This window comes from Marinoscillum sp. (assembly GCF_965229915.1).
In the GTDB taxonomy this organism is placed as follows: domain Bacteria; phylum Bacteroidota; class Bacteroidia; order Cytophagales; family Cyclobacteriaceae; genus Marinoscillum.
In genome coordinates this window covers 1,440,028-1,459,706 of sequence record NZ_CBDDJZ010000001.1, presented here as the reverse complement: position 1 = coordinate 1,459,706, position 19,679 = coordinate 1,440,028, and the positions used below count along the sequence as shown (strand labels likewise).

General features: G+C 43.5%; 24 protein-coding genes and 1 tRNA gene. 19 read left to right on the top strand and 6 right to left on the bottom strand.

Annotation, left to right across the window (positions count from 1 at the left end; genetic code table 11):
- Window positions 1-32: 32 nt before the first annotated feature.
- Both ACO067_RS06275 and ACO067_RS06270 read left to right on the top strand, forming a co-directional pair.
- Window positions 33-437, top strand: a complete 405-nt coding sequence (locus ACO067_RS06275; protein ID WP_421872008.1) for a GNAT family N-acetyltransferase — start codon at window positions 33-35, stop codon at window positions 435-437.
- Between the two features lie 139 nt (window positions 438-576).
- Complete coding sequence (locus ACO067_RS06270; RefSeq protein WP_421872005.1) at window positions 577-1,203, top strand: response regulator; 627 nt, start codon at window positions 577-579, stop codon at window positions 1,201-1,203.
- Window positions 1,204-1,284: 81 nt separating this feature from the next.
- Here the strand turns inward: ACO067_RS06270 and ACO067_RS06265 are convergent, their stop codons facing one another.
- Window positions 1,285-3,414, bottom strand: a complete 2,130-nt coding sequence (locus tag ACO067_RS06265) for a tetratricopeptide repeat protein (protein ID WP_421872003.1) — start codon at window positions 3,412-3,414, stop codon at window positions 1,285-1,287.
- Window positions 3,415-3,524: 110 nt separating this feature from the next.
- Between ACO067_RS06265 and ACO067_RS06260 the strand changes: the two genes are divergently transcribed.
- The 5 genes from ACO067_RS06260 to ACO067_RS06240 are packed head-to-tail and all read left to right on the top strand — an operon-like array spanning window position 3,525 to window position 7,158.
- Window positions 3,525-4,259 carry a hypothetical protein gene (locus tag ACO067_RS06260; RefSeq protein ID WP_421872000.1) on the top strand — a complete coding sequence of 245 codons (735 nt, stop codon included), beginning with the start codon at window positions 3,525-3,527 and terminating at the stop codon, window positions 4,257-4,259.
- Between the two features lie 11 nt (window positions 4,260-4,270).
- Entirely contained in the window at window positions 4,271-4,984 is a 714-nt protein-coding gene (locus tag ACO067_RS06255; protein WP_421871997.1) for a hypothetical protein, read from the top strand.
- A 3-nt stretch (window positions 4,985-4,987) separates the two neighbouring features.
- Window positions 4,988-5,503 (top strand): hypothetical protein, encoded by a 516-nt coding sequence (locus ACO067_RS06250; protein WP_421871994.1) that lies wholly within the window; start codon window positions 4,988-4,990, stop codon window positions 5,501-5,503.
- A gap of 12 nt (window positions 5,504-5,515) precedes the next feature.
- Entirely contained in the window at window positions 5,516-6,703 is a 1,188-nt protein-coding gene (locus tag ACO067_RS06245) for a hypothetical protein (protein WP_421871991.1), read from the top strand.
- Window positions 6,704-6,717: 14 nt separating this feature from the next.
- The gene (locus ACO067_RS06240) at window positions 6,718-7,158 is read left to right on the top strand and encodes a hypothetical protein (RefSeq protein WP_421871988.1); all 441 of its coding nucleotides are present in this window, start codon (window positions 6,718-6,720) and stop codon (window positions 7,156-7,158) included.
- A 201-nt stretch (window positions 7,159-7,359) separates the two neighbouring features.
- Here the strand turns inward: ACO067_RS06240 and ACO067_RS06235 are convergent, their stop codons facing one another.
- Together ACO067_RS06235 and ACO067_RS06230 are read right to left on the bottom strand one after the other, a co-directional pair.
- The gene (locus tag ACO067_RS06235) at window positions 7,360-8,217 is read right to left on the bottom strand and encodes an exonuclease domain-containing protein (protein ID WP_421871986.1); all 858 of its coding nucleotides are present in this window, start codon (window positions 8,215-8,217) and stop codon (window positions 7,360-7,362) included.
- Window positions 8,214-8,615 (bottom strand): hypothetical protein, encoded by a 402-nt coding sequence (locus ACO067_RS06230; protein ID WP_421871984.1) that lies wholly within the window; start codon window positions 8,613-8,615, stop codon window positions 8,214-8,216. Before ACO067_RS06230 ends, ACO067_RS06235 begins: the two co-directional genes overlap by 4 nt.
- 154 nt (window positions 8,616-8,769) lie before the next feature.
- Between ACO067_RS06230 and ACO067_RS06225 the strand changes: the two genes are divergently transcribed.
- Complete coding sequence (locus tag ACO067_RS06225) at window positions 8,770-9,417, top strand: DUF6261 family protein (protein ID WP_421871981.1); 648 nt, start codon at window positions 8,770-8,772, stop codon at window positions 9,415-9,417.
- A 349-nt stretch (window positions 9,418-9,766) separates the two neighbouring features.
- Window positions 9,767-10,789 carry an LLM class flavin-dependent oxidoreductase gene (locus ACO067_RS06220; RefSeq protein ID WP_421871977.1) on the top strand — a complete coding sequence of 341 codons (1,023 nt, stop codon included), beginning with the start codon at window positions 9,767-9,769 and terminating at the stop codon, window positions 10,787-10,789.
- Window positions 10,790-10,798: 9 nt separating this feature from the next.
- On the opposite strand, the gene ACO067_RS06215 is transcribed toward ACO067_RS06220, so the two are convergent.
- The 3 genes from ACO067_RS06215 to ruvC all read right to left on the bottom strand — a co-directional run bounded on the left by ACO067_RS06215 (window position 10,799) and on the right by ruvC (window position 12,367).
- Window positions 10,799-11,149 (bottom strand): zinc ribbon domain-containing protein YjdM, encoded by a 351-nt coding sequence (locus ACO067_RS06215; RefSeq protein WP_421871974.1) that lies wholly within the window; start codon window positions 11,147-11,149, stop codon window positions 10,799-10,801.
- Between the two features lie 60 nt (window positions 11,150-11,209).
- Complete coding sequence (locus tag ACO067_RS06210) at window positions 11,210-11,728, bottom strand: hypothetical protein (protein WP_421871972.1); 519 nt, start codon at window positions 11,726-11,728, stop codon at window positions 11,210-11,212.
- A gap of 75 nt (window positions 11,729-11,803) precedes the next feature.
- Window positions 11,804-12,367 carry a crossover junction endodeoxyribonuclease RuvC gene (ruvC, locus tag ACO067_RS06205; RefSeq protein ID WP_421871969.1) on the bottom strand — a complete coding sequence of 188 codons (564 nt, stop codon included), beginning with the start codon at window positions 12,365-12,367 and terminating at the stop codon, window positions 11,804-11,806.
- Between ruvC and ACO067_RS06200 the strand changes: the two genes are divergently transcribed.
- The 10 genes from ACO067_RS06200 (at window position 12,349) to ACO067_RS06155 (ending at window position 19,662) form a co-directional block, all read left to right on the top strand.
- Window positions 12,349-13,236 (top strand): hypothetical protein, encoded by an 888-nt coding sequence (locus ACO067_RS06200; protein ID WP_421871966.1) that lies wholly within the window; start codon window positions 12,349-12,351, stop codon window positions 13,234-13,236. The genes ruvC and ACO067_RS06200 overlap by 19 nt on opposite strands.
- A complete protein-coding gene (locus ACO067_RS06195; protein ID WP_421871963.1) occupies window positions 13,233-14,345 on the top strand; it encodes a glycosyltransferase in 1,113 nt (370 codons plus the stop codon). Before ACO067_RS06200 ends, ACO067_RS06195 begins: the two co-directional genes overlap by 4 nt.
- Window positions 14,342-14,593, top strand: coding sequence for a transporter (locus ACO067_RS06190; RefSeq protein ID WP_421871961.1), 252 nt, complete (start codon window positions 14,342-14,344; stop codon window positions 14,591-14,593). Before ACO067_RS06195 ends, ACO067_RS06190 begins: the two co-directional genes overlap by 4 nt.
- Window positions 14,594-14,599: 6 nt before the next feature.
- A complete protein-coding gene (locus ACO067_RS06185; RefSeq protein ID WP_421871958.1) occupies window positions 14,600-15,793 on the top strand; it encodes a PP2C family protein-serine/threonine phosphatase in 1,194 nt (397 codons plus the stop codon).
- Window positions 15,793-16,416 carry a polysaccharide deacetylase family protein gene (locus tag ACO067_RS06180; RefSeq protein ID WP_421871955.1) on the top strand — a complete coding sequence of 208 codons (624 nt, stop codon included), beginning with the start codon at window positions 15,793-15,795 and terminating at the stop codon, window positions 16,414-16,416. Before ACO067_RS06185 ends, ACO067_RS06180 begins: the two co-directional genes overlap by 1 nt.
- Window positions 16,413-17,183: a TatD family hydrolase gene (locus tag ACO067_RS06175; protein WP_421871952.1), complete on the top strand. Its 771-nt coding sequence runs from the start codon at window positions 16,413-16,415 to the stop codon at window positions 17,181-17,183. The genes ACO067_RS06180 and ACO067_RS06175 overlap by 4 nt, the downstream gene beginning before the upstream one ends.
- Window positions 17,180-18,247, top strand: coding sequence for an asparaginase (locus ACO067_RS06170; protein WP_421871950.1), 1,068 nt, complete (start codon window positions 17,180-17,182; stop codon window positions 18,245-18,247). Before ACO067_RS06175 ends, ACO067_RS06170 begins: the two co-directional genes overlap by 4 nt.
- 86 nt (window positions 18,248-18,333) lie before the next feature.
- Window positions 18,334-18,421 (top strand) — tRNA-Ser (locus ACO067_RS06165).
- Between the two features lie 19 nt (window positions 18,422-18,440).
- The gene (locus ACO067_RS06160; RefSeq protein WP_421871947.1) at window positions 18,441-18,683 is read left to right on the top strand and encodes a GIY-YIG nuclease family protein; all 243 of its coding nucleotides are present in this window, start codon (window positions 18,441-18,443) and stop codon (window positions 18,681-18,683) included.
- Window positions 18,684-18,834: 151 nt separating this feature from the next.
- A complete protein-coding gene (locus tag ACO067_RS06155; protein ID WP_421871943.1) occupies window positions 18,835-19,662 on the top strand; it encodes a MotA/TolQ/ExbB proton channel family protein in 828 nt (275 codons plus the stop codon).
- The last annotated feature ends 17 nt before the right edge of the window (window positions 19,663-19,679 follow it).

Sequence of the window (19,679 nt, the reverse complement as noted above, 5' to 3'; positions counted from 1 at the left end):
GAACTTCGAGAGGAGTTCACTTTTTTTGTGCCATGCAAATTGAACAGATATCTCCAGACCAAACCTGGCCTATCAGGCATCAAGTCATGTGGCCGGACAAAGCGCTGGACTATGCTAAGCTACCCGAAGACGATGAGGGAGTTCATTTTGGGTTGTACGTAGATGGGATTCTGGTGACTGTGGTTTCTATTTTCATCAAAGGGCAAGAAGCTCAATTCCGGAAGTTTGCGACCTTAGAATCTCATCAGGGTAAAGGCTATGGGAGCGAGCTGTTACAGTATACTTTCCGTTGGTTGAGTGAGCAAGGAGTCACTAATGTATGGTGCAATGCCCGAGTAACTAAAACGGGCTTCTACGAAAAGTTTGGGCTGGTGAGAAGGGACAAAACCTTCCAGAAAGGGGGGAAGGATTATGTGTTGATGGACAAAACGCTATAGGTTCTACCTACTATCAGGTATACGGATAATGCCTTGTTCGACTGATAAAATGCCCGGTCATTAATCAAGAATTTTACCGAAGAATGATAGATATTCGGTGAAATTTATAGAAAGATTACATTTTCAAAGAAATAGAAGCATGGCCATTGTGGAAATCTTGCTGGTAGACGATCACCGCATTTTGTTGGAGGGCACCAAATCGGTCATAGAGGCGTCTACTGAAAAGTTCCGAATTAAGGATACTGCTCATTCGGTTGATGTAGCTCTGGAACTACTCAAACAAAACGACTATGACGTGTTGATCACCGACTACCAGATGCCTGGTATGACCGGTATGGAGTTGGTACAAATGGCCAAAACAATGTGCCCTGACTTGAAGACAATTGTGCTGAGTATGCATGATGAACCGTCAGTTGTGAAAGAACTACTGAAGATGGGAGTAGATGGATTTGTACTCAAAAGTGATACGCATCTGGAAATCATTGAAGCACTAGATCGTGTGATTGAAGGTAAAATCTATCTAACACAAAACATCTCTCAGATGCTCATTCATCATACAGAAAAGTCCAATTCAAGTGAGCTTAGCCCAAGAGAACAAGAGATCGTCAAACTGATCGTAAAAGAGTACAGCACCAAGCAAATAGCGGAAATTCTGCTGATCAGCGAAAAGACAGTGGAAACCCATCGCAAAAACATTCTCAAAAAAACCAAAACGACTAACCTCGTTGGACTGACTAAGTACGCCTTTAAGCATGGGTTGGCATAAATGAGACTTTAGATGCTAGGCTTTAGATCTAAGTTCATTTCTAAAACAAAATCAGTAAAACCACTATTCCATCAAGTAATTTTAATTGGAAGCCACCTCAACACTTCTCAATCGCTCAATGTCCTTCGCATCGATGTTGATTACGACGGAGGAGCCTTTTTGGCCTTCCGAAGTGTCGATATCCAGCTCGCCTTTGATTAGGTTGATCCTTGAGTTAATGTTGCGCCAGCCATTGCCTTCACTCACTTTGAACTTCTCAAGGTCATAACCTAAGCCATCGTCTTCTATAGTCAGTACCAGTTCGTCCTCATGATTGGTGATGCCGAGGTAGACATTTTCTGCCTTACTGTATTTCATGATGTTGGAGAGAAACTCTTGAATGATGCGATACAAAGACACCTCCACTACTTCGGGGAGCCTTTCATCCAAATCGTATACCGACAGATTGACTTTGATTTTTTCGGTTTTGTTGATCCGGTGAATTAATTCTTCCAGTGCATCTACCAGACCTGCTTTCATCAGTGTCTGTGGCATCAGGTTGAAGGCGATGTTGCGTATTTCGGAATGGATGTCGTGAAGTAGGGTAGTAGAGTTGCCGTACAGTTGATCACGCTTGTCATGATCTCCATTTACCTCATTCATCGATTGAATATTGAGCTGGAGTGCAGAAATCAGCTGTCCCATGCCATCGTGTAGATCTGTGGCAAATCGCTTGCGCTCTCGCTCCTGCGAGTCGATAACTGCCTGCATCTGATGTTCACGCATTCTTATTTTTTGTTCCTGCAAGACCGCCTGGTGCTGCTGTCTGGTGCGGTAACGGATAAAGTAAAAGATGACAATAAGTAAGACAAGCAGAATGATTAAGCCCACCAGTAAAAAGGTATTCCGTTGAATGGTCGCTTCATTGAGTTCATTTTCTTTTTCCAGCAAAGCAATCTCCTGCTCCTTCTCTGATGTTTTGTACTGCGTTTCCAGTTCGCTAATTTCTCTTGATTTTTGGACCTGGTACATGGAATCTTTAGTAGCAAAGTACTCGTTGCGATAAGTCAGGGCTTTCTCAAAGTCTTTATCTTCCAGTGCAAACTCATATTTTAAATTTTGCACTTCGCTCATCACTCGCTTGGAGTCAATGGCTCGACTGATCATGGCTGAAGAATCCAAATAAGCATTCGAAAGCCGTTTATTTCCTAACCTCCAATAGGCAGTACCTAAGTGAATATAGTTTAGTGCTACATTGGTTTGATCATCGAGTTCTTTGGCTATGTGAGCACCATCCTTCGCATATTCAATTCCTTTTGCGAATTCACCCACCATATTGGACACGGCAGCCGAATTGGTGCAACAAAGGAGTAGACCCAGGGAATGTCTGGTTTTCTCGTAATAAAAAGCTGCACTATCCAGATAACCCCTGGCCGCAATTGGATCACCCTCCTGAAACTTAATGCCACCAATGTTGAGCATCATATTTCCAACCTCTTTGAGGTCTCCAAGTGCTTTCTTCTTTTTTACAGCTTTGTCATAGAATTTCTTGGCACTTTCCAAATCTTCTTGCTCCATGTAAGTAATCCCTATGTTGTTATAGACATTCCCCTGATGTCTCAAGTGGATTTTCGACAATAAAGGAGAAGGTTCGTAAGCCTCCATGAGCTCAATCGCTTTAAAAAAGGTCACAAGAGCTGAATCAAATTGGCCCATGAGCTGGTATGCCCGACCAACGTTGGAGTAGGCTGGTACCATTCCCAGCGTATCACCCAGTGTGACAAAAAGGTCACAAGCTCTCTCGGCCGACAGCTTCAGCGAGTCAAACTGGCTTTGTCGTCCATACAATGCCGCTAAGTCATTGCTGATTTGCGCTGCTTTTTGAGTTTGGTTAGTTGCTAAAAGAGCATCATAGGCGTTTGAGTAGGCTTTTTTGGCTGCTTCTAATTGATTGGCTGCTTCCATGAGGTTGGCCTCAATCCCAAGCTTCATTGCATCTACCTTTTTGGGATCAGCTAAAGACTGTTCCAATTGCTGGAAGATCTCTATGGCCTTTAGTGAATCCGAAGCGGCATATTCACGTGCCAGCGTCCACAGTAGATCAATCTGCTGGTCTTTGGGAAGTTGGGTTAAAGCCGTTTTCAGGGAGTCGGAATAGACAAGGTCCTGAGCAAATGCCTGTTGACTAGCAATGACGGTCAGGGTAAGCGTGAGAATCTGGAGAAATTTCAAAGCAATAATCGTTAGGGAGACTACCTACCACTAGGTAGGCCAAATCTACCTCATAAAGTCGATAGAAAGCACAGTGTGAACACTTGAACTTTGTGAAAAACTATTCACAAATGAAAAAGATTGTTTTACTTCTCTTGTTGGGCTGGTTGGCGCATGCCGGCATGGCTCAACTATCCGCCTATCCACTAGCAGGCGTCAAAACGAACCGCTTTGCACTGTTTTATGGATCGCTGACAAATGAGTGGTCAGGTAAAATAGAAAATGAAAAGCATAGTACCGTGGTGTTTGACTGGAGTCAGAGCAAATCCACATTTGGATGGGGTAAATATCAAAATAGTCATCGCTATAAAATACTGGGAGATATCATTTCGGTTTTATACACTGGTGGGATTCTGGAAAAAACCGAACCAGGAACGCCTTATCTGACAAATCTGGTGGGCTGGCACAACTTTGCATTCTCTGCACTCTACAATGACTATTTTCAGCTCTCATTAGGACTTCATGCCGGTGATTACCTATATGGGATCGAAGGTCTTCACACGGATAAGGATTCTGATCAAAATACCAGCGGTACGCGCTATTACTATGGTGCAGCGGGACCAGCATGGATGGCAGATGCGGCTATTGGAAATACGGGATTCTGGCTTCATTATGAAGGCTCCTATGCTTTCACTTTTGGTAAAGAGCCATTGGAAGTTGCTCCCGATGTAAAGCCCAATATTCTCAATCAGACTTTTGAAGTGCGTTGGAGAAAGGTGTTTGTCAATGCGGAAATTGTCTATGGTCTCAATGATTGGGGCAACCGCATCAAGCGACAACAATACGGAATAGGTATTCACATTTAATGGTTCTGTTTATGAAATTCATTGTAGTCGCGTTGACAATAGCTGCATTAATTACGCTGAGCTCATGTGTGAAAGAAGATGATCGCACACCGGACTGTACTAAATGGGAGGTAGAAGTCAATAACCCGGAGGCCACAGTCAAGGTAAAGGATGGACGATTGATTGTAGACATTCCTAATCCAACCTCATTCAAGGATGTTCGGCTGATTCAGGTTCAGGAGGATGGAGAACTCCATGCCGTGGTTGGTTCGTGGTTCAATGGCACCATAGATGCCATCTCCGCTACCGATCAGAAAGCCTATGCGGAAATGCGTTTTTCCTTCGGGTATCAGGCAAATGCCGGTACCACCTTTATTGGGTTGGCTGTGGACTCTGATGGGAATCGTAAAGGATATGTCAATGAACGTCGGGTTTATTCCTCCATTGCTGGGCCGAACTTTTATTATGCAGAAGGCACTTCTGCCATTTTTGAGCCCAATCACGAGATCAATCCATTAGAGATTCCTCAGGTTTCCGCTGCTGCCAAGGTTTTTTACATGGATTTTGGGGTAGATCCGGCACTTTCTCGTGTCAATCCCATCGCTTCTATCCATGCCGAGCTGGATTTTGTCCGAATGGGAGATCGAGTCCTGACACCTTTTGATATCTCAGAGCGCAGTGAGGATCAGATGAAAGATCTGGGATTCCAGTGGGATGACTTTGTTTGTAACTCTTTAAAGAAATAAGCCATGAACAGATTCTTTATGATCATCGTATTTATGGGGTTGGTCACCTTTACCGGCTGTGAAGAAACTCCCGAACCGACAGACCCGTGTGAAGACACCCAATGGGCTACCGCGACTAGAAATGGTGAAGATCACTGCATGGGAAATGTAGAAGTGACTTACTGGAATGCGAATACCACTTCTGCTAAAGTGATTCTGTCTGCCAGAAATGACGAGTCGCTTACACCTGAAATCAATGCAGCGTTTTCAATTCCCGTGGAGGGAGTAATGCTGAATACTGCCTATCCGGTGCTTGAGGGTAAAATCTTCGGAGCAGATGAGATCACCGAAGGTTCGCTTACATTGTTAGTTTTTGATCCACCAGCTCAGGGCAAGGCTGGCTGTATAGCTGGTACTTTCACCCTCAAATCACAATCTGGTGGTATCTCCACCTTTGAGTATACCGATGGAAAGTTTGCCTACTTCAAAGGAGAAGGAACGGAACTAACCGGATCGACGGAATTCTGTAATCCATTTTAAATCACACGAATCATGAAGAATTTACTATCGATACTGTTGCTGATGTCTTTGGTCGGGTTTACGGGTTGTGGTCTTTTTGATGACGAGGATGCAGACTGTCCGATCACCTCCGAGCCGCTGGAAGAGGAAGATTACACACTCAATCAAAATGTGGCCTATCACAACGCTTCCGGTGGAAATGTCTATTACATCGCTGGTGAATGTTTTGGTGGCAGTGCAGAGTATATTTGGGACTACTCCGGGGAAATTTACGACATGGTTGGCAATCAGAATTTTGAGTTGCTGACCAGCGGGACCATGTGTGTGCAACTGGAGTCAGGCGGTCGCAAGACGGAGCAGCTTTGCAAAGACATTACGGTACACCGAAACCATGTTTGGGCAACACACTACCTCGATTTTCCCGGAGGCAAAACCAAACAAACCGTGACCATGACCATCAATGGAAGCATGTATAGTGGGTTCGGAATGTTCAACAACTGGTATCGTTTGGACACCGTAGCTTTCCGCTGGCAAGAAATGGCCAACATCCCCAATCTGGTTGACTTCAAGGCGTTTGCTGGGTTTTCTATCAATGGAAAAGGCTATCTGGTAGGCAATAACTCCAACCTTTACGAGTATGATCCTGCTGCCAATAGCTGGACGACTAAAGGGCAGCTGCCGGAATTGGTTTCGACCATTCTCAACCTGGGCGCATTCCCGGATCCAAGCAACTATAGCTATCCGGTATTAGGTGTTGCAGATGGAGGTAAAGGCTATTTTGGAATCGGAAATATGTACTACCTCTATGAGTATACACCTGAAACCAACTCCTGGAAACAGCTAGCGGATCGGCCGGAGCGTGGCAAAGTAGGGGACCACTCGTTTGCCTACCAAGGCAAGATCTACGCAGGAAAATACGCATACGATATTGCTACGGATACCTGGACCAGGGGAGGAGATAACTTCTCGGTGGATGTAGGATTTTCTCCGGGTTTCGTGCCATTCAAAGGTGTGATGTACGGTGGCCTGGCAGGCAAGACGGTGCAGTTTGATGGCAAGGAGGTAACAGAAGTAGATATGGAAGGAGCGACTCAGCTCATCACTGCGCCTATGGGTTTGCATGGTAATGGAGCTGTAACTGGTGACATCATCGTGTTTCCGAGATTGATGGGGGTGTTGGGTAAAGATGAGAGTAGCTGGATATATTACCTGGATAAATAAAAATGATGATGAAAATGAGACAACTGCTTTTCTTAGTAATCCTGGGCGCAACCACCTGGTCATGCGAAAAAGAGGATGATTGTGCTGAAGATCAAAATGGAAAACTGAATGGAGACTGTGCCCGCGTATTTGTGGATGCGGCGGAGTATAAATCTGACGGCTCCACTTATGAGGAGTTTTTTATTAAATATCGCCTGGGCACGGGAGTTCCAGCGATATTCATCAAAGATGCTGATGGTCTGGTGGAAAAAGGAACCTACACCGAGGAGGATGGTGCATATTACTCTGGTGGAGTTTATTTCAATATTGATATGGAAATCAACATTAGTCAAGTAGACCGCAAGGCCGAGGGTGGCAGTACCATCTGGGGCAATTTCCATTTTGAAGGTACGGATGAATTTGAGAGAGTCCTGGAGCTGTCAGGTAGTTTCAATGAAGTGGTATTGCCTGATTGACCAGGCCAAAAGAGGTGAATAGTGAGTGGAGCCCGAGAGGGCTCTGCTTTTTTGTTGGTTCGGTAATCAAAAACGACATAGCGCTATTTCAGTAGGCTAAAAGGAAGGCTGGCAGGGGATGAAATTTCAGTCTTACAGGGAATGACAAATTCCTTAATTATTTCATACGGATTGCAAATCAGAATGGGCGGGGGATTTTCATTACTCGAGATCAATAATAGTTTTGAAATCTTCTTCGGAGAGTATTTTGATAGGGCTTCCTTTCTTTATTAACTCTTCAGCTTTCCTATGTTTTGAACTTTTTTCATATCCAGCAAGTCTGTCCTTTTCTTGAAAACCAACAACCAGCATTGTTGTCTTCTTTGTTACAGAATTTGTCACGTTACAACCAAGTTCTGCTGCCATTCTTGCAGCTTCATCTCTTACAAGACTCAAAGTGCCTGTAAAAACTAGAGTCTCTCCATAAAGCTCTCCATCTGCATTGCCTTCAAGTTTTATAGCCTTCTTGGAGTTGGAACTTTTTCCGGTGTGCCCTAGTCGTTCATACCATTCTTCAACAGACAAGTTTTTTATGTTGCACGCCTCATGAAAAATTAGACCAGCAGCAATTGAATCTTCCAAAGCATCATGATGTTGAAACCTTATGCCCAATGATAAGGAGACATTAAATAGGCTATAACCACTCCTTGCAAACTTTTCCCAAGTCCTTCTGGATACTTTAGCTGAATCAATCCATTTAGCTGAAATATCAGGTAGATCATATTTCTTACATACTCTTGATAGAGCAATTCTATCAAATGGCATATGGTGAACAACAAATTTCTGAGTCAAAAAATCAGATAGTTGTTCATAAAGAGTTGGAAATGTTGGTGAGTCAATAATGTTCTCTTCACTAATGTCGTGAATGGAAGTGTTGAAAGGATCAAAATATGATTCTGGATTGATAAGTGAACTCCACTTCCTAATTACCTTACCATTTTCGAATTCTACAATTCCAATTTGGCATAAACTCGAATAATCTGAGTTGGCAGTTTCAACATCAAGCGCTAAATATTTCATGATTCTATTTGAGATTCTATCTTCTTTTGCAATACCCCATGAAGCATACAAAGACTACCAAGTTCAGAACTACCACAGTTGTCAACATCACGCCTTTGGATCAGAAAATTCAAGAAGTCTAGAAAATCTTGATTTTTTGTGACAGTTGCTAAGTTGTCTTCTACTATTGGTTTTGAATCAATAAACCTTAAAGCCTGATCAGGATCATTTATGTGAGTTAGAATACTCTCGATTACTTCCTTCCACCTTTGAATTTGTTCTTGAAAGTTTATTTCAATTTTGGAATCGGGATCAAACTTCTTTTTTGATTTCTTCTTATAACGAACTGGTATTTCACTCTCATCTGTGAATTTAAGTGCAAGTTGAGTCGCTTTACGTATAATTTCTTGATTCGTCATGTTACTTATCCAACATCCGCATTTTTTAAATTTATACCTCAAAATACCCCTTTCCCTGCTTTCAAGCAACACGTTAGTTCAGATATATGAATTTTTTGATCGAATGCGTTATCTTCAAACATTAAAATTTATTTGTTCATTAAAATTCATTGCCATGCAGATGATTAAAGTACCGCAGCTGCGCATGGCGCAGCTACAAACCTTCACTGAAGGAGTATTGCAAACCACCAAAGACCTGCCTGAGGTAAGTGCACAGGTCGCCGCTGTACAAACGCACTTTGCCGCGTTCAAAGAGGGGATGATCCGCGCTCAGGCCCTGTCGGACAAGCCCACACTGGACCGCACCCGCGACCTACTCAATTCAGGTTTTTTCAAGAGTGTAGAAGCTGAGCAGCTTTTCCCACACGAGCCAGCAGCCAAGGCACTCGTTGACAAGTTGGTGCATATCACCAGTGGATATGGTTTTGGGTTGAGTAAGCTTAGCTATGATGAGCAGACCGCCCAGACGGACAACATGCTACAGGAACTGGAGGCCCTGGACCTGACTCCTTTAGCGGGAGTTACCCGGTGGATTGCACCCTTAAGAGCCGCCAACGATGCGTTTAAAAGCGTGACGGTTGATTATTTCAAACGAGCAACCGAATTGGCGGATACGGTAGCGGCATCCAATGCGGCTCTGCCACTGACGGATGCACTCAACGACCTGTTTACCATGTTGTTTGCTCATGTGCAGATTACAGGTACAGATGAGTTGATTCGGGCTTACAAAGAACTGATCACCCAGGTGGAGGCTTACAGGTAACCACATTTCCCACAGCCTCAAAACTCCAGTTTTGGGGCTTCCTAATCTTCCAGATAGCCCACTACTCCAGTTTTGGGCCTTCTTTAACTGCCGGAAAGCAGAAAACTCCAGTTTTGAGCATTCCTACACTTCCAGAAAGGAGAAAACTCCAGTTTTGGCCATTCTCAGGCCACCGGAAAGGTGAAAACTACAGTTTTGAATTCCCCAACTTCCAGAAGGTAGGAAACATGGTTTTGCAGAAGATATTAATCCTGCTCAAGGATTTGTCCTTGGAATAGGTTCAGATAGGGAATTATTTTCCTGCGTTATAGCTTTACAATTCGGAGCATTTGACTAATCCATCGTTTTCATGACACATGCATCAAAGCATATCGCTTATTCCATATTGGATTTGGCCAGTGTATCAGCCGGATCCAGCATCCAAGATACCTTTAACAAAAGCCTGGACCTGGCACGAAAGGCCGAAGCTCTGGGTTATACCCGCTTTTGGCTGGCGGAGCATCACAACATGAAGAGCATTGCCAGTTCGGCACCATCCATCTTGATTGGACATATTGCCGGCGGTACGAAGACCATCCGAGTGGGTTCTGGAGGGATCATGTTGCCCAATCACTCTCCACTCATTGTAGCCGAGCAGTTCGGTACTCTGGGTTCCTTGTATCCGGGCCGTATTGATCTGGGCCTTGGTCGAGCTCCAGGTACAGATCAGGTGACGGCTGCAGCCATCCGCTCTGATCGGATGCAGTCCGTATACAAGTTTCCAGATGAAGTTGCCTCGGTCATGCATCTGTTTAGGCACAATGAGGGCGAACGCATCCGAGCGACAGTAGCCGAAGGGGTAGATGTGCCGGTGTATATTTTAGGCTCCAGTACCGACAGTGCACATGTGGCTGCCAGATTGGGTTTGCCATACGCTTTTGCTAGTCATTTTGCACCTACTTACCTGTTTGAAGCGATGGACATCTACCATCGGGAGTTCGAGCCATCTGCCCATTTAGATAAACCGTACACCATTGCAGGCATCAATGTGATCGCTGCGGACACCGATGAGGAGGCCAGGAGGCTATCGACCTCTTCACTTAGAATGATTTTGGGCGTGTTAACACAAAACATGGACTACCTGCAGCCACCGGTGGATTACACCAGGGAGTTTGAGGAGCTGGCCGCCAATCCGGCCGTACAGCGCATGATGAAGTATGCCTTCTTCGGTAGTCGGCAGACGGTATTGGAAAAAACGAAACGGTTTATTGAGGAGACAGCAGTAGATGAGGTAATAGTCAGCTCACACATATTTGAACATCAGGACCGATTGAAATCGTATGAGCTTTTTGCTCAGGTGATGCAGCACATCAACGAGGAAGTCCTGGTTTGATCCAACGAGTTATGCCTTTTTCACAAACTCGGACTTGAGTGCCATGGAGCCAAACCCATCAATCTTGCAGTCGATGTTGTGATCTCCGTCTACCAGTCGGATGCTCTTCACTTTAGTGCCAGCTTTAATGGGTCTTGGAGCTCCTTTTACGGGTAAATCTTTGATGACCGTTACCGAATCGCCATCTACTAGAACATTTCCGTTGGCATCTTTAACCACTGTCTCTTGATCCTCCAGATTTTCGGCTTTCATTTTCTCTGCACTCCACTCATTTCCACACTCTGGGCACGCCAGAAAACTGTCCGTTGGGTAGGTGTATGGTGAATTGCATTTGGGGCAAGGAGGAAATGTTTCTGACATAGAATTTAAGGTTAATAAGTGACTGGCGAATTTAGCTTCTTTTTGATTGTTTTGCTTTAATTAAGGAGTGTTGCCCATCGGCGAAGCAAGTCTTCCAAATGAATACTGGGATGATTCCAGTACGTCAATTGATTTTTTATCTGATGGCCTCAAGAAATGACCAACCCGGTTCAGACCAGCTCCAGTGCCCAATAGTAAACCTCCAGTAATTAATGAAGACCCCATGTCTTCTGAATCATTGTCTTCAGCTATTGCAGATCCTAAAACTAGTATTCCAAGCCCTGCTGCCGCAACACCTGTCATCTCCAGAGGGAATGCAAGGACATCTCCAAATGTGCGTTTTCTGACTTCAATGGCTGAAATTTGACTCCACTTGATAGGTACGCCAGCTGAAGTTAGCTGTCCAGTATTCCAATCGATGTTTTCTTCATAGACCAGGCCGTCTTTTAAAATAATGGCATTGATTTTCCTTATTTTGATTTTGCGAAGTTGATTGGTTTGGTAGTTCGTGACAGTTAGTGTAGGGGAGCAGCTCGCTAAAATGACTAATGAAAGTATTAGAGTCGTGAGTTTGTTCATGCGCTGATTTTAATATTTTTAGCAGGCTATGAACAAAATTCTTGCCAGCAACACCCAGCGTCTTGTTAATATAGCTTACTTCACCCGTTTCGGATTTTCGCTCAAGAAGGCATTCCAACTTTTATAACTCGCCTTCGCCTTGCCACCGCCCTGATAAAAGTGACATAAAGCTACACCCAGAGCATCAGTTGCATCGAGCATGATATTCTCCTGTGAGGGCATTTTGAGTAAGTTTTTTAGCATGGCTGCTACTTGTTCCTTCGAGGCATTTCCATTTCCAGTTACGGATTGCTTCACTTTTTTCGGAGCATACTCCGTGATTGGAATTTCACGAGAAAGGGCAGCCGCCATGGCTACTCCCTGAGCTCTACCCAGTTTGAGCATCGACTGTACGTTCTTACCAAAAAACGGTGCTTCCAGTGCTACCTCGTCTGGATGATAGTCGTCAATTAGGCTCAGCACCCGTTCAAATATTTTTTTGAGTTTCAACTCATGCCCACTGTACTTGCTCAGGTGGATGACGCCAAACTGCAGCAGGTTTACTTTTTGCTTCTTAACTTTGATCAATCCATAACCCATCACGCTGGTACCCGGATCTAATCCCAAAATGATTTTCTCTGATGAAGCATCTGCTGACATGGTTGCAAATTAACGATTACACCCTGAGAAATAAAGAAAGATGGCTGTGGGTTCTCAAGATTGTGATTACAGCTTTTTGTTTGTGGTTTTTGATCACAAAGCTACAATCTACCCAATATCCACCAGGATCTTTGCTGATTAGCTCCAAGGTGCTTCCTTGGATTCTGCTTGTTTTGGCGTTGGTGCCGCTCAACTGGTTTTTAGAAATACAGAAGTGGCGAGCTTCCATCCCAGAAGAACAGCTGTCTTTCCAGGAAGGTTTGCAGGCAGTTTTGTGTGGGCTAGCTCTCAACTGGCTGATGCCTTTTACGCTGGGAGATGTCAGTGGTCGCCTTTCCAACGTCAAGAACATTCGTCGAACAGGGGTGGCACTTGTGGCTAACCGGGCATTGTCTATGGGCATCACCCTGAGTTATGGAGGGTATGCCTTTCTGTATTTCAAGGAATATCCCATGAGTCTGTATGGCTGGGTAGTCGCCGTGATCCTGTTGGCGTTTGTCATGGTAGCTGTCATGTATGGTGTACGTGAATTGGTTACTTTTCGGCAGATGCTTTGGTACACCTTACTAAGGTACCTGGTCTTTACCTTTCAATTCGTGGTGCTTATCTGGGCCTTTGTACCACAGTTATCTCTGGAAATCATATTCATTGGTGTAGGCTGGATATTCCTTTTCAGGACAATAGTCCCTGCTCTTTTTGGCAACATCGGTGTACGTGAAGCGAGCGCGGTGGTTTTTTTTGAATCATACCTGGAGAGTGCGGCAATAATCTTGATACCATGTGTCTTGATTTGGATCATCAATAATGTATTGCCATCACTGGTTGGTTTGGGCCTAATGTTCAAATTAAGGGTTAACATTGCCCGATGATTCCTTTTGCAGCACTATCTATAGTCTATATCATTTTTTTGCTGTGGATCCGTAGGCATTGGCTTGGTGTAACGGACAGGAGTGCCGAAGCTGTTGCTCATCACCAGACATTTAGTGTGTTAGTTCCCGTACGGAATGAAGCTGGCACTATTGCAGTTCTACTGCGCAACTTAAAAGACCAAACCTTTCCAGAAGATCAGTATGAGGTGATTGTAATAGATGATCAGTCGGAGGATACAACGTCGGAGATCGTAGAGCAATTCATCACTTCCAACGAGCTTTCCTGGAAATTGATTCAAGTACAGGAGACAGAACAAGGAGGGAAGAAACAAGCATTGACGCGAGGTGTTTCAGTGGCTAGCAATGACTACATTATTACAGTGGATGGAGATTGTGAAGTGCAAGCAGATTTTATTAAGTCCTATGCGGCTGCTTATTCAACGGAAGACTTGGCAATGATCTCTGGTCCAGTAGCTATGAAAGGTGATGGGTTGTTTATGAACCTCCAGTCTTTTGAGTTTTCAGGGCTAATCGCGATAGGAGCAGCGACTCTGCACTCTGGCAATCCAACCATGTGCAATGGAGCGAACCTGTCTTACAAAAAGGAAGTATTTGAACAAGTGAGAGGTTATCAGGGCAACGAAGATATTCCCTCAGGAGATGATGAGTTCCTTTTGCAAAAGGTACACAAGGTATATCCTGATCGTGTAGGTTTCTTGAAGCATCAGCAAGCGATAGTTTATACAGAGGCCAAGGATACGTTAGTGCAGTTGCTGAGTCAGCGCATACGATGGAGTAGCAAATGGCGCTTTCATAAGAGCTTATTTATCAAATGTATGGCCATGACGGTATTCCTCAATTATGTGGCACTACTGGTGGCTCTGTTTTCATTGGCCGAGCTGGAGAGTGTTTTTGTTTTCGGCACCATCCTGGCCCTTAGGACTTTGGTACTATGGTATTTTTATTACCCTATCACCCAATTTTTTCAGATAAAAGACGTTTTATGGAAGTCTCTATTGATAGAGATTATTTATCCATTCTTCGTAATATTCTTGGGAATAGCTTCTATTTTTGGAAAGTATTCATGGAAAGGGAGATACTACTCATGAGCGACGCGGAATTCGATGTATTGGACCAGTTGTATTTTGTAACTCAGATGAAACAAATACAAGAGGAGACATCCATATCGTCAAGTGAGTTGATCCCGGTTCTAGAGCGATTGCACCAAAAAGGATGGATTAAAATTATGGAAACAGTAGATGAAGAAGTTTCCGAAAAAGAAATCGATCTGAAAAATCGTGCTCAGCAATACTTCTACCTTGCCACCAAGGAAGGATTGCTAGCTCACAATTCGTAATCACCTATGCCTACCAATAGTCTGGACATTCGGGACCTGGAGCTGAATGCGCTTCTGGAAATAACGCAAGCCATTAATAATAATTTGCCAGAGGAGGATTTATATAAAATCTATCGATTTACTGTATTGGCAGACCTGAAGGTGAGACGCCTGGCCTTGTATGTGAAAGACGACAACTGGGAGTGTAAGGTCCATTTTGGTACATCTTCAGACTGGAGCAAGGTGTTTTTGCCTCAAGACTTTTGGAATATCCGATCGGGCAGAGCTTTGACATCTGATGATGGTCCGTTTGACGACTTTGACGAGGTTATTCCAGTATTACACAAGGATCGGTTGCTAGCAGTCATATTCATAGGTGGTTTAGGTAAAGAGTCCAAAAGTGTAGACTCTACTTTTCTACGAGCGCTGACCAATATTATCATCGTGGCGATTGAGAATAAGAAGCTTGCGCGAAAGCAATTGCAACAAGAAGCTTACCGCAAGGAGTTGGAAATTGCCAAGAAGGTACAGAATTTCCTTTTCCCAAAGGAATTACCCCAGACTCATCGACTTAAAATAGAAGCCGTTTATCTACCACACCAGGATGTCGGAGGTGATTATTATGATTACCTTACCATTGACAATGATCGGTTTCTGGTGTGTGTAGCTGATGTGAGCGGTAAGGGTGTTCCTGCAGCGTTGTTGATGTCCAATTTTCAGGCATCACTGAGAACTTTGATCCGGAAAACACAGGATCCAAAGGAAATCGTCACAGAGCTCAATCATGTCATCACCGATAGTGGCAATGCAGAGAACTTCATCACCTTCTTTTTAGGTATCTACGATTTCACAGAAAAGACCTTTGAATACGTCAACTGTGGTCATAATCCGCTCTATCTGGTCAGGCCGGATGAAGTGATCGAATTGAATAATGGCACAACGATACTCGGTATGTTCAACCCATTGCCATTTCTGGAAACCACCAAGATCGAAGGATTGGATGACTTCATGTTTTTTGGATACACCGATGGCCTTACGGAGACTTTCAATAAGAGCGACGAGCAATTTGGTGAGGAAAGACTCATGGAGTTTTTTGAAAATGGTGTGCCAGAAGATATTAATCAGCTCCATACACAAATATTTAAAAGTCTTGACCAATTCAGACAAGACACTCCATATCGTGATGACATTACCATGTTGTCCTGTTTAGTTAAAAACTAATGCGTACCTACTTTTTCAAGAATCCCTGGTGGCTGAGTAGGTTTTATCACAAAGCGATTTTTACCATTCCCGATGATAATGGGATATACCTAACTTTCGATGATGGTCCTCACCCGGAGGTTACTCCATGGGTACTTGACCAATTGAAACAATTTCATGCAAAGGCCACCTTTTTCACCATTGGTAAAATGGTGGAGAATCATGGTGATGTGTTGGCCGAGACCTTAAAACAAGGACATGCTGTAGGCGGGCATACCTACCGTCATAACAGTGGCTGGCAGCTGACCAATGCTGATTATATGGAGGAAGTAACTAAAGGGATGCAATTACTTCCCCAAACAAAGCTTTTTCGTCCTCCTTATGGCCATATCAGGCTGACCCAACTCAACCAACTAGGTAAATCAGGTATTCAAACAGTAATGTGGTCACATTTGGCTGGAGATTGGGATAGGCACCTCATGATAGACGAATCCCTGAACTCACTGAAAGCAGCAAAACCAGGTTCAATCATCGTTTTTCACGATAGTGCTAAAGCGTTCCAAAATTTAAAGATTTTACTACCTCAGGTATTGGAGCATTTTTCAACTTTGCAGTATTCTTTCAAGTCAATAAGCCAATCATGATATTAATAGATTCTCACGCACATATTTACACTAAAGAATTTAAAGAGGATATTGAAGAGGTTATCAGTAGAGCTAAAGATGCTGGAGTGGAGTGTATTTATATGCCCAACATCGACCATGAGTCTATTGAAGATATGATGAACCTAGCAGATAAGTATCCGGGCTACTGCGTCCCTATGATGGGGTTACATCCTTGTTCCGTAGAAAAGGACTTTGAGAAGCATCTTTATGAAGTGGAGGATTTGTTAGGTAAAGGGCATTTCTGTGCCGTTGGAGAGATGGGAACTGACCTTTACTGGGATAAAACCTATTTTGAACAGCAGCAGGAAGCTTTTAAAATTCAGTGCGAACTGGCTTTAAAGCATAACCTTCCGATCGTGATCCATTGTAGGGAGTCAATTGATGAAACGATTGATTTGGTGCGACCTTATTCCAACCGGGGGTTGACGGGTGTTTTTCATTGCTTTACAGGAGATATTAAGCAGGCTGAGGAAATAATTGCACTAAATTTTAAGTTAGGATTAGGAGGTGTGGCAACCTTTAAGAAAGGAGGACTAGAGCCTGTTATAGAAAAAGTGTCACTTGAACACATAATGTTAGAAACGGATAGTCCATATTTGGCTCCAACACCGAACCGTGGAAAAAGAAATGAACCCGCTTATGTAAAACTAGTCTGCGAAAAAATCGCCTCAGTTCTTAATAAAGAAGTGGAAGAAATTGGGGAAATTACGAGCCAAAACAGCAAAACCCTTTTCATCAACCCATGAATTACAAAATTGTCAACATTCGAACCACAGCTAGTGTAGATCCAGTAGATTCCATACTGATTATCTACACAGGAGGTACGTTTGGAATGGCTTATGACGAATCCGGCGCTCTGGCACCATTTAATTTTGGCCGGGTGATTGATCGCGTACCTGAGTTGAGAGGTTTAGAGTTGAAGCTTACGGTGATTTCCTTCCCGGAGCCCAGAGATTCTTCCAACATTAATTACACAGATTGGCAGGATATGGCCTATATCATCTACGAGAATTACTCTCAGTATGATGGATTCGTGATCCTCCATGGCACCGACACCATGGCCTACAGTGCCTCCGCTTTATCATACATGCTCAAGGGCCTCAACAAACCCGTGATTTTCACTGGAGCTCAAATTCCCATTGGGTCGATACGTTCTGACGCACGTGAAAACTTGATTACCGCTTTGGAAATTGCCTCTGCCAAAAATGGCAATGTACCTATGGTCAATGAAGTGTGTATTTATTTCAATTACTTCTTACTCAGAGGGAACCGCTCACAAAAGATACGTAGCAGTACATTTGCCGCCTTCCAGTCACAGAACTATCCATATCTAGCCGAGTCTGGGATTGAGATCGAGTATAGACAGACTTATATGGCACCTCATGACCCTACTGCCAAACTGAAGCTGGTCAAAAATTTTGATGATAATGTGGCCATACTTAAGATCTTCCCAAGTATTAATAAAGCGACTGTGGAGAGCTTCTTCAAGATCAAAGGCCTGCGTGGAGTGATTTTGGAGACCTACGGGTCAGGAAACACTATGAACTTTGATTGGTTCATTAAGATATTGGAAGACGCGATGAAGAAGGATATAGTGCTGTATAATGTGAGTCAGTGCAGTGGAGGAGAAGTAATACAGGGCCGCTACGAGACAAGCAAGCGATTAAATGATATAGGAATTGTAAGCGGTGGAGATATTACCACTGAAGCGGCGATATCCAAGCTTATGTTTCTTCTGGGAAATGAGAAAAATACTGCTGCTGTCAGAAGAAAATTGGCTGTTCCGTTAAATGGCGAAATGGATAATTGAAGTTTTTTGAATTGAAATTTAAATTTGCATACTCTTTATTTTATTAATTTCTTTGTTGGCTTGTAAAATAGGTCGAGTACCTAAACAGAGAGGTGGCCGAGTGGTCGAAGGCGCACGCCTGGAAAGTGTGTATACCCCAAAAGGGTATCGAGGGTTCGAATCCCTTCCTCTCTGCAGTTGAATTTGAAATAGTTTGTATTACGCTTACATCCTGAAGAGTACCACGTATGGGACTCATTACTATGGTAGTTCTAAAGACGTACAAGAGCGTTTGAACCAGTATAATTCAGGCAAAGTAAGATATACGAACGGCAGACGGCCCTGGACATTGATTTACAGTGAGGTTTTTGATACGAGATCGGAAGCCGTACAAAGAGAAAGATTCTTCAAATCTAGTGATGGCCACAATTGGCTCAAATCCGAAGGGATTATCTAGGTTTGGGTATCGAGGGTTCTGCCGAAGGCATTCCTACGGAAGAATCCTTGCCTGCGGTATGCAGGCCTTCCTCTCTGCAGTTGTTGAATTATTAATATATTTACGAATCTTACATAAAATTTAAACTTAACCGAAGACTACGAGACAGATTATGAAACAGTTATTATCTCTTTTGATGTTGGCAGGTGTTTTCACCTTTTCTTCAGTGAATGCATTCGCACAAGACAGTTCTGATGCAGCATCAGACTCTACTGAAGTGGCTGATAGCACCACAGTGGTTGAAGAAGAACCCGTGGCAGCCATCGCTGAAGAAATCACTGAACCTATAGAGGACGAAGCAGAGCCATCCTTTCATCAAATCGTTAAAGAGCAATTCATTGACGGTGATGCTAGGTTCATGGGTATTGTATTGCTTTGTTTGATATTTGGTTTAGCGGTAGCTATCGAAAGAATCATTCACTTAAACCTGGCTACAACTAACGTGAAGAAATTATTGAGCAATGTAGAAAGCGCTCTTTCTTCAGGTGGTGTTGAAGCTGCTAAAGAAGTTTGTAGAAATACAAGAGGACCTGTTGCATCAATCTTCGTACAAGGTATGATGAGAATGTCTGAGGGCATTGAAATGGTTGAAAAATCAATCATTGCTTATGGTTCTGTTGAAATGGGCAAGCTAGAAAAAGGAATGGTTTGGATTTCTCTTTTCATCTCTTTGGCGCCGATGCTTGGTTTCATGGGTACTGTAATTGGTATGATTGGAGCATTCGATGCGATCGCAGAGGCTGGTGATGTATCTCCTGCACTTGTGGCTGGTGGTATTAAAGTAGCACTATTGACTACAGTTGGTGGTTTGATCGTTGCTGTTATCCTTCAGTTGTTCTACAACTACCTGGTATCTAAAATTGATTCATTGGTAAACAGCATGGAAGATGCTTCTATCTCCCTGGTTGATATGCTAGTGAAACACAATCTTTCTAAATAATTACCTAAACTAAACTG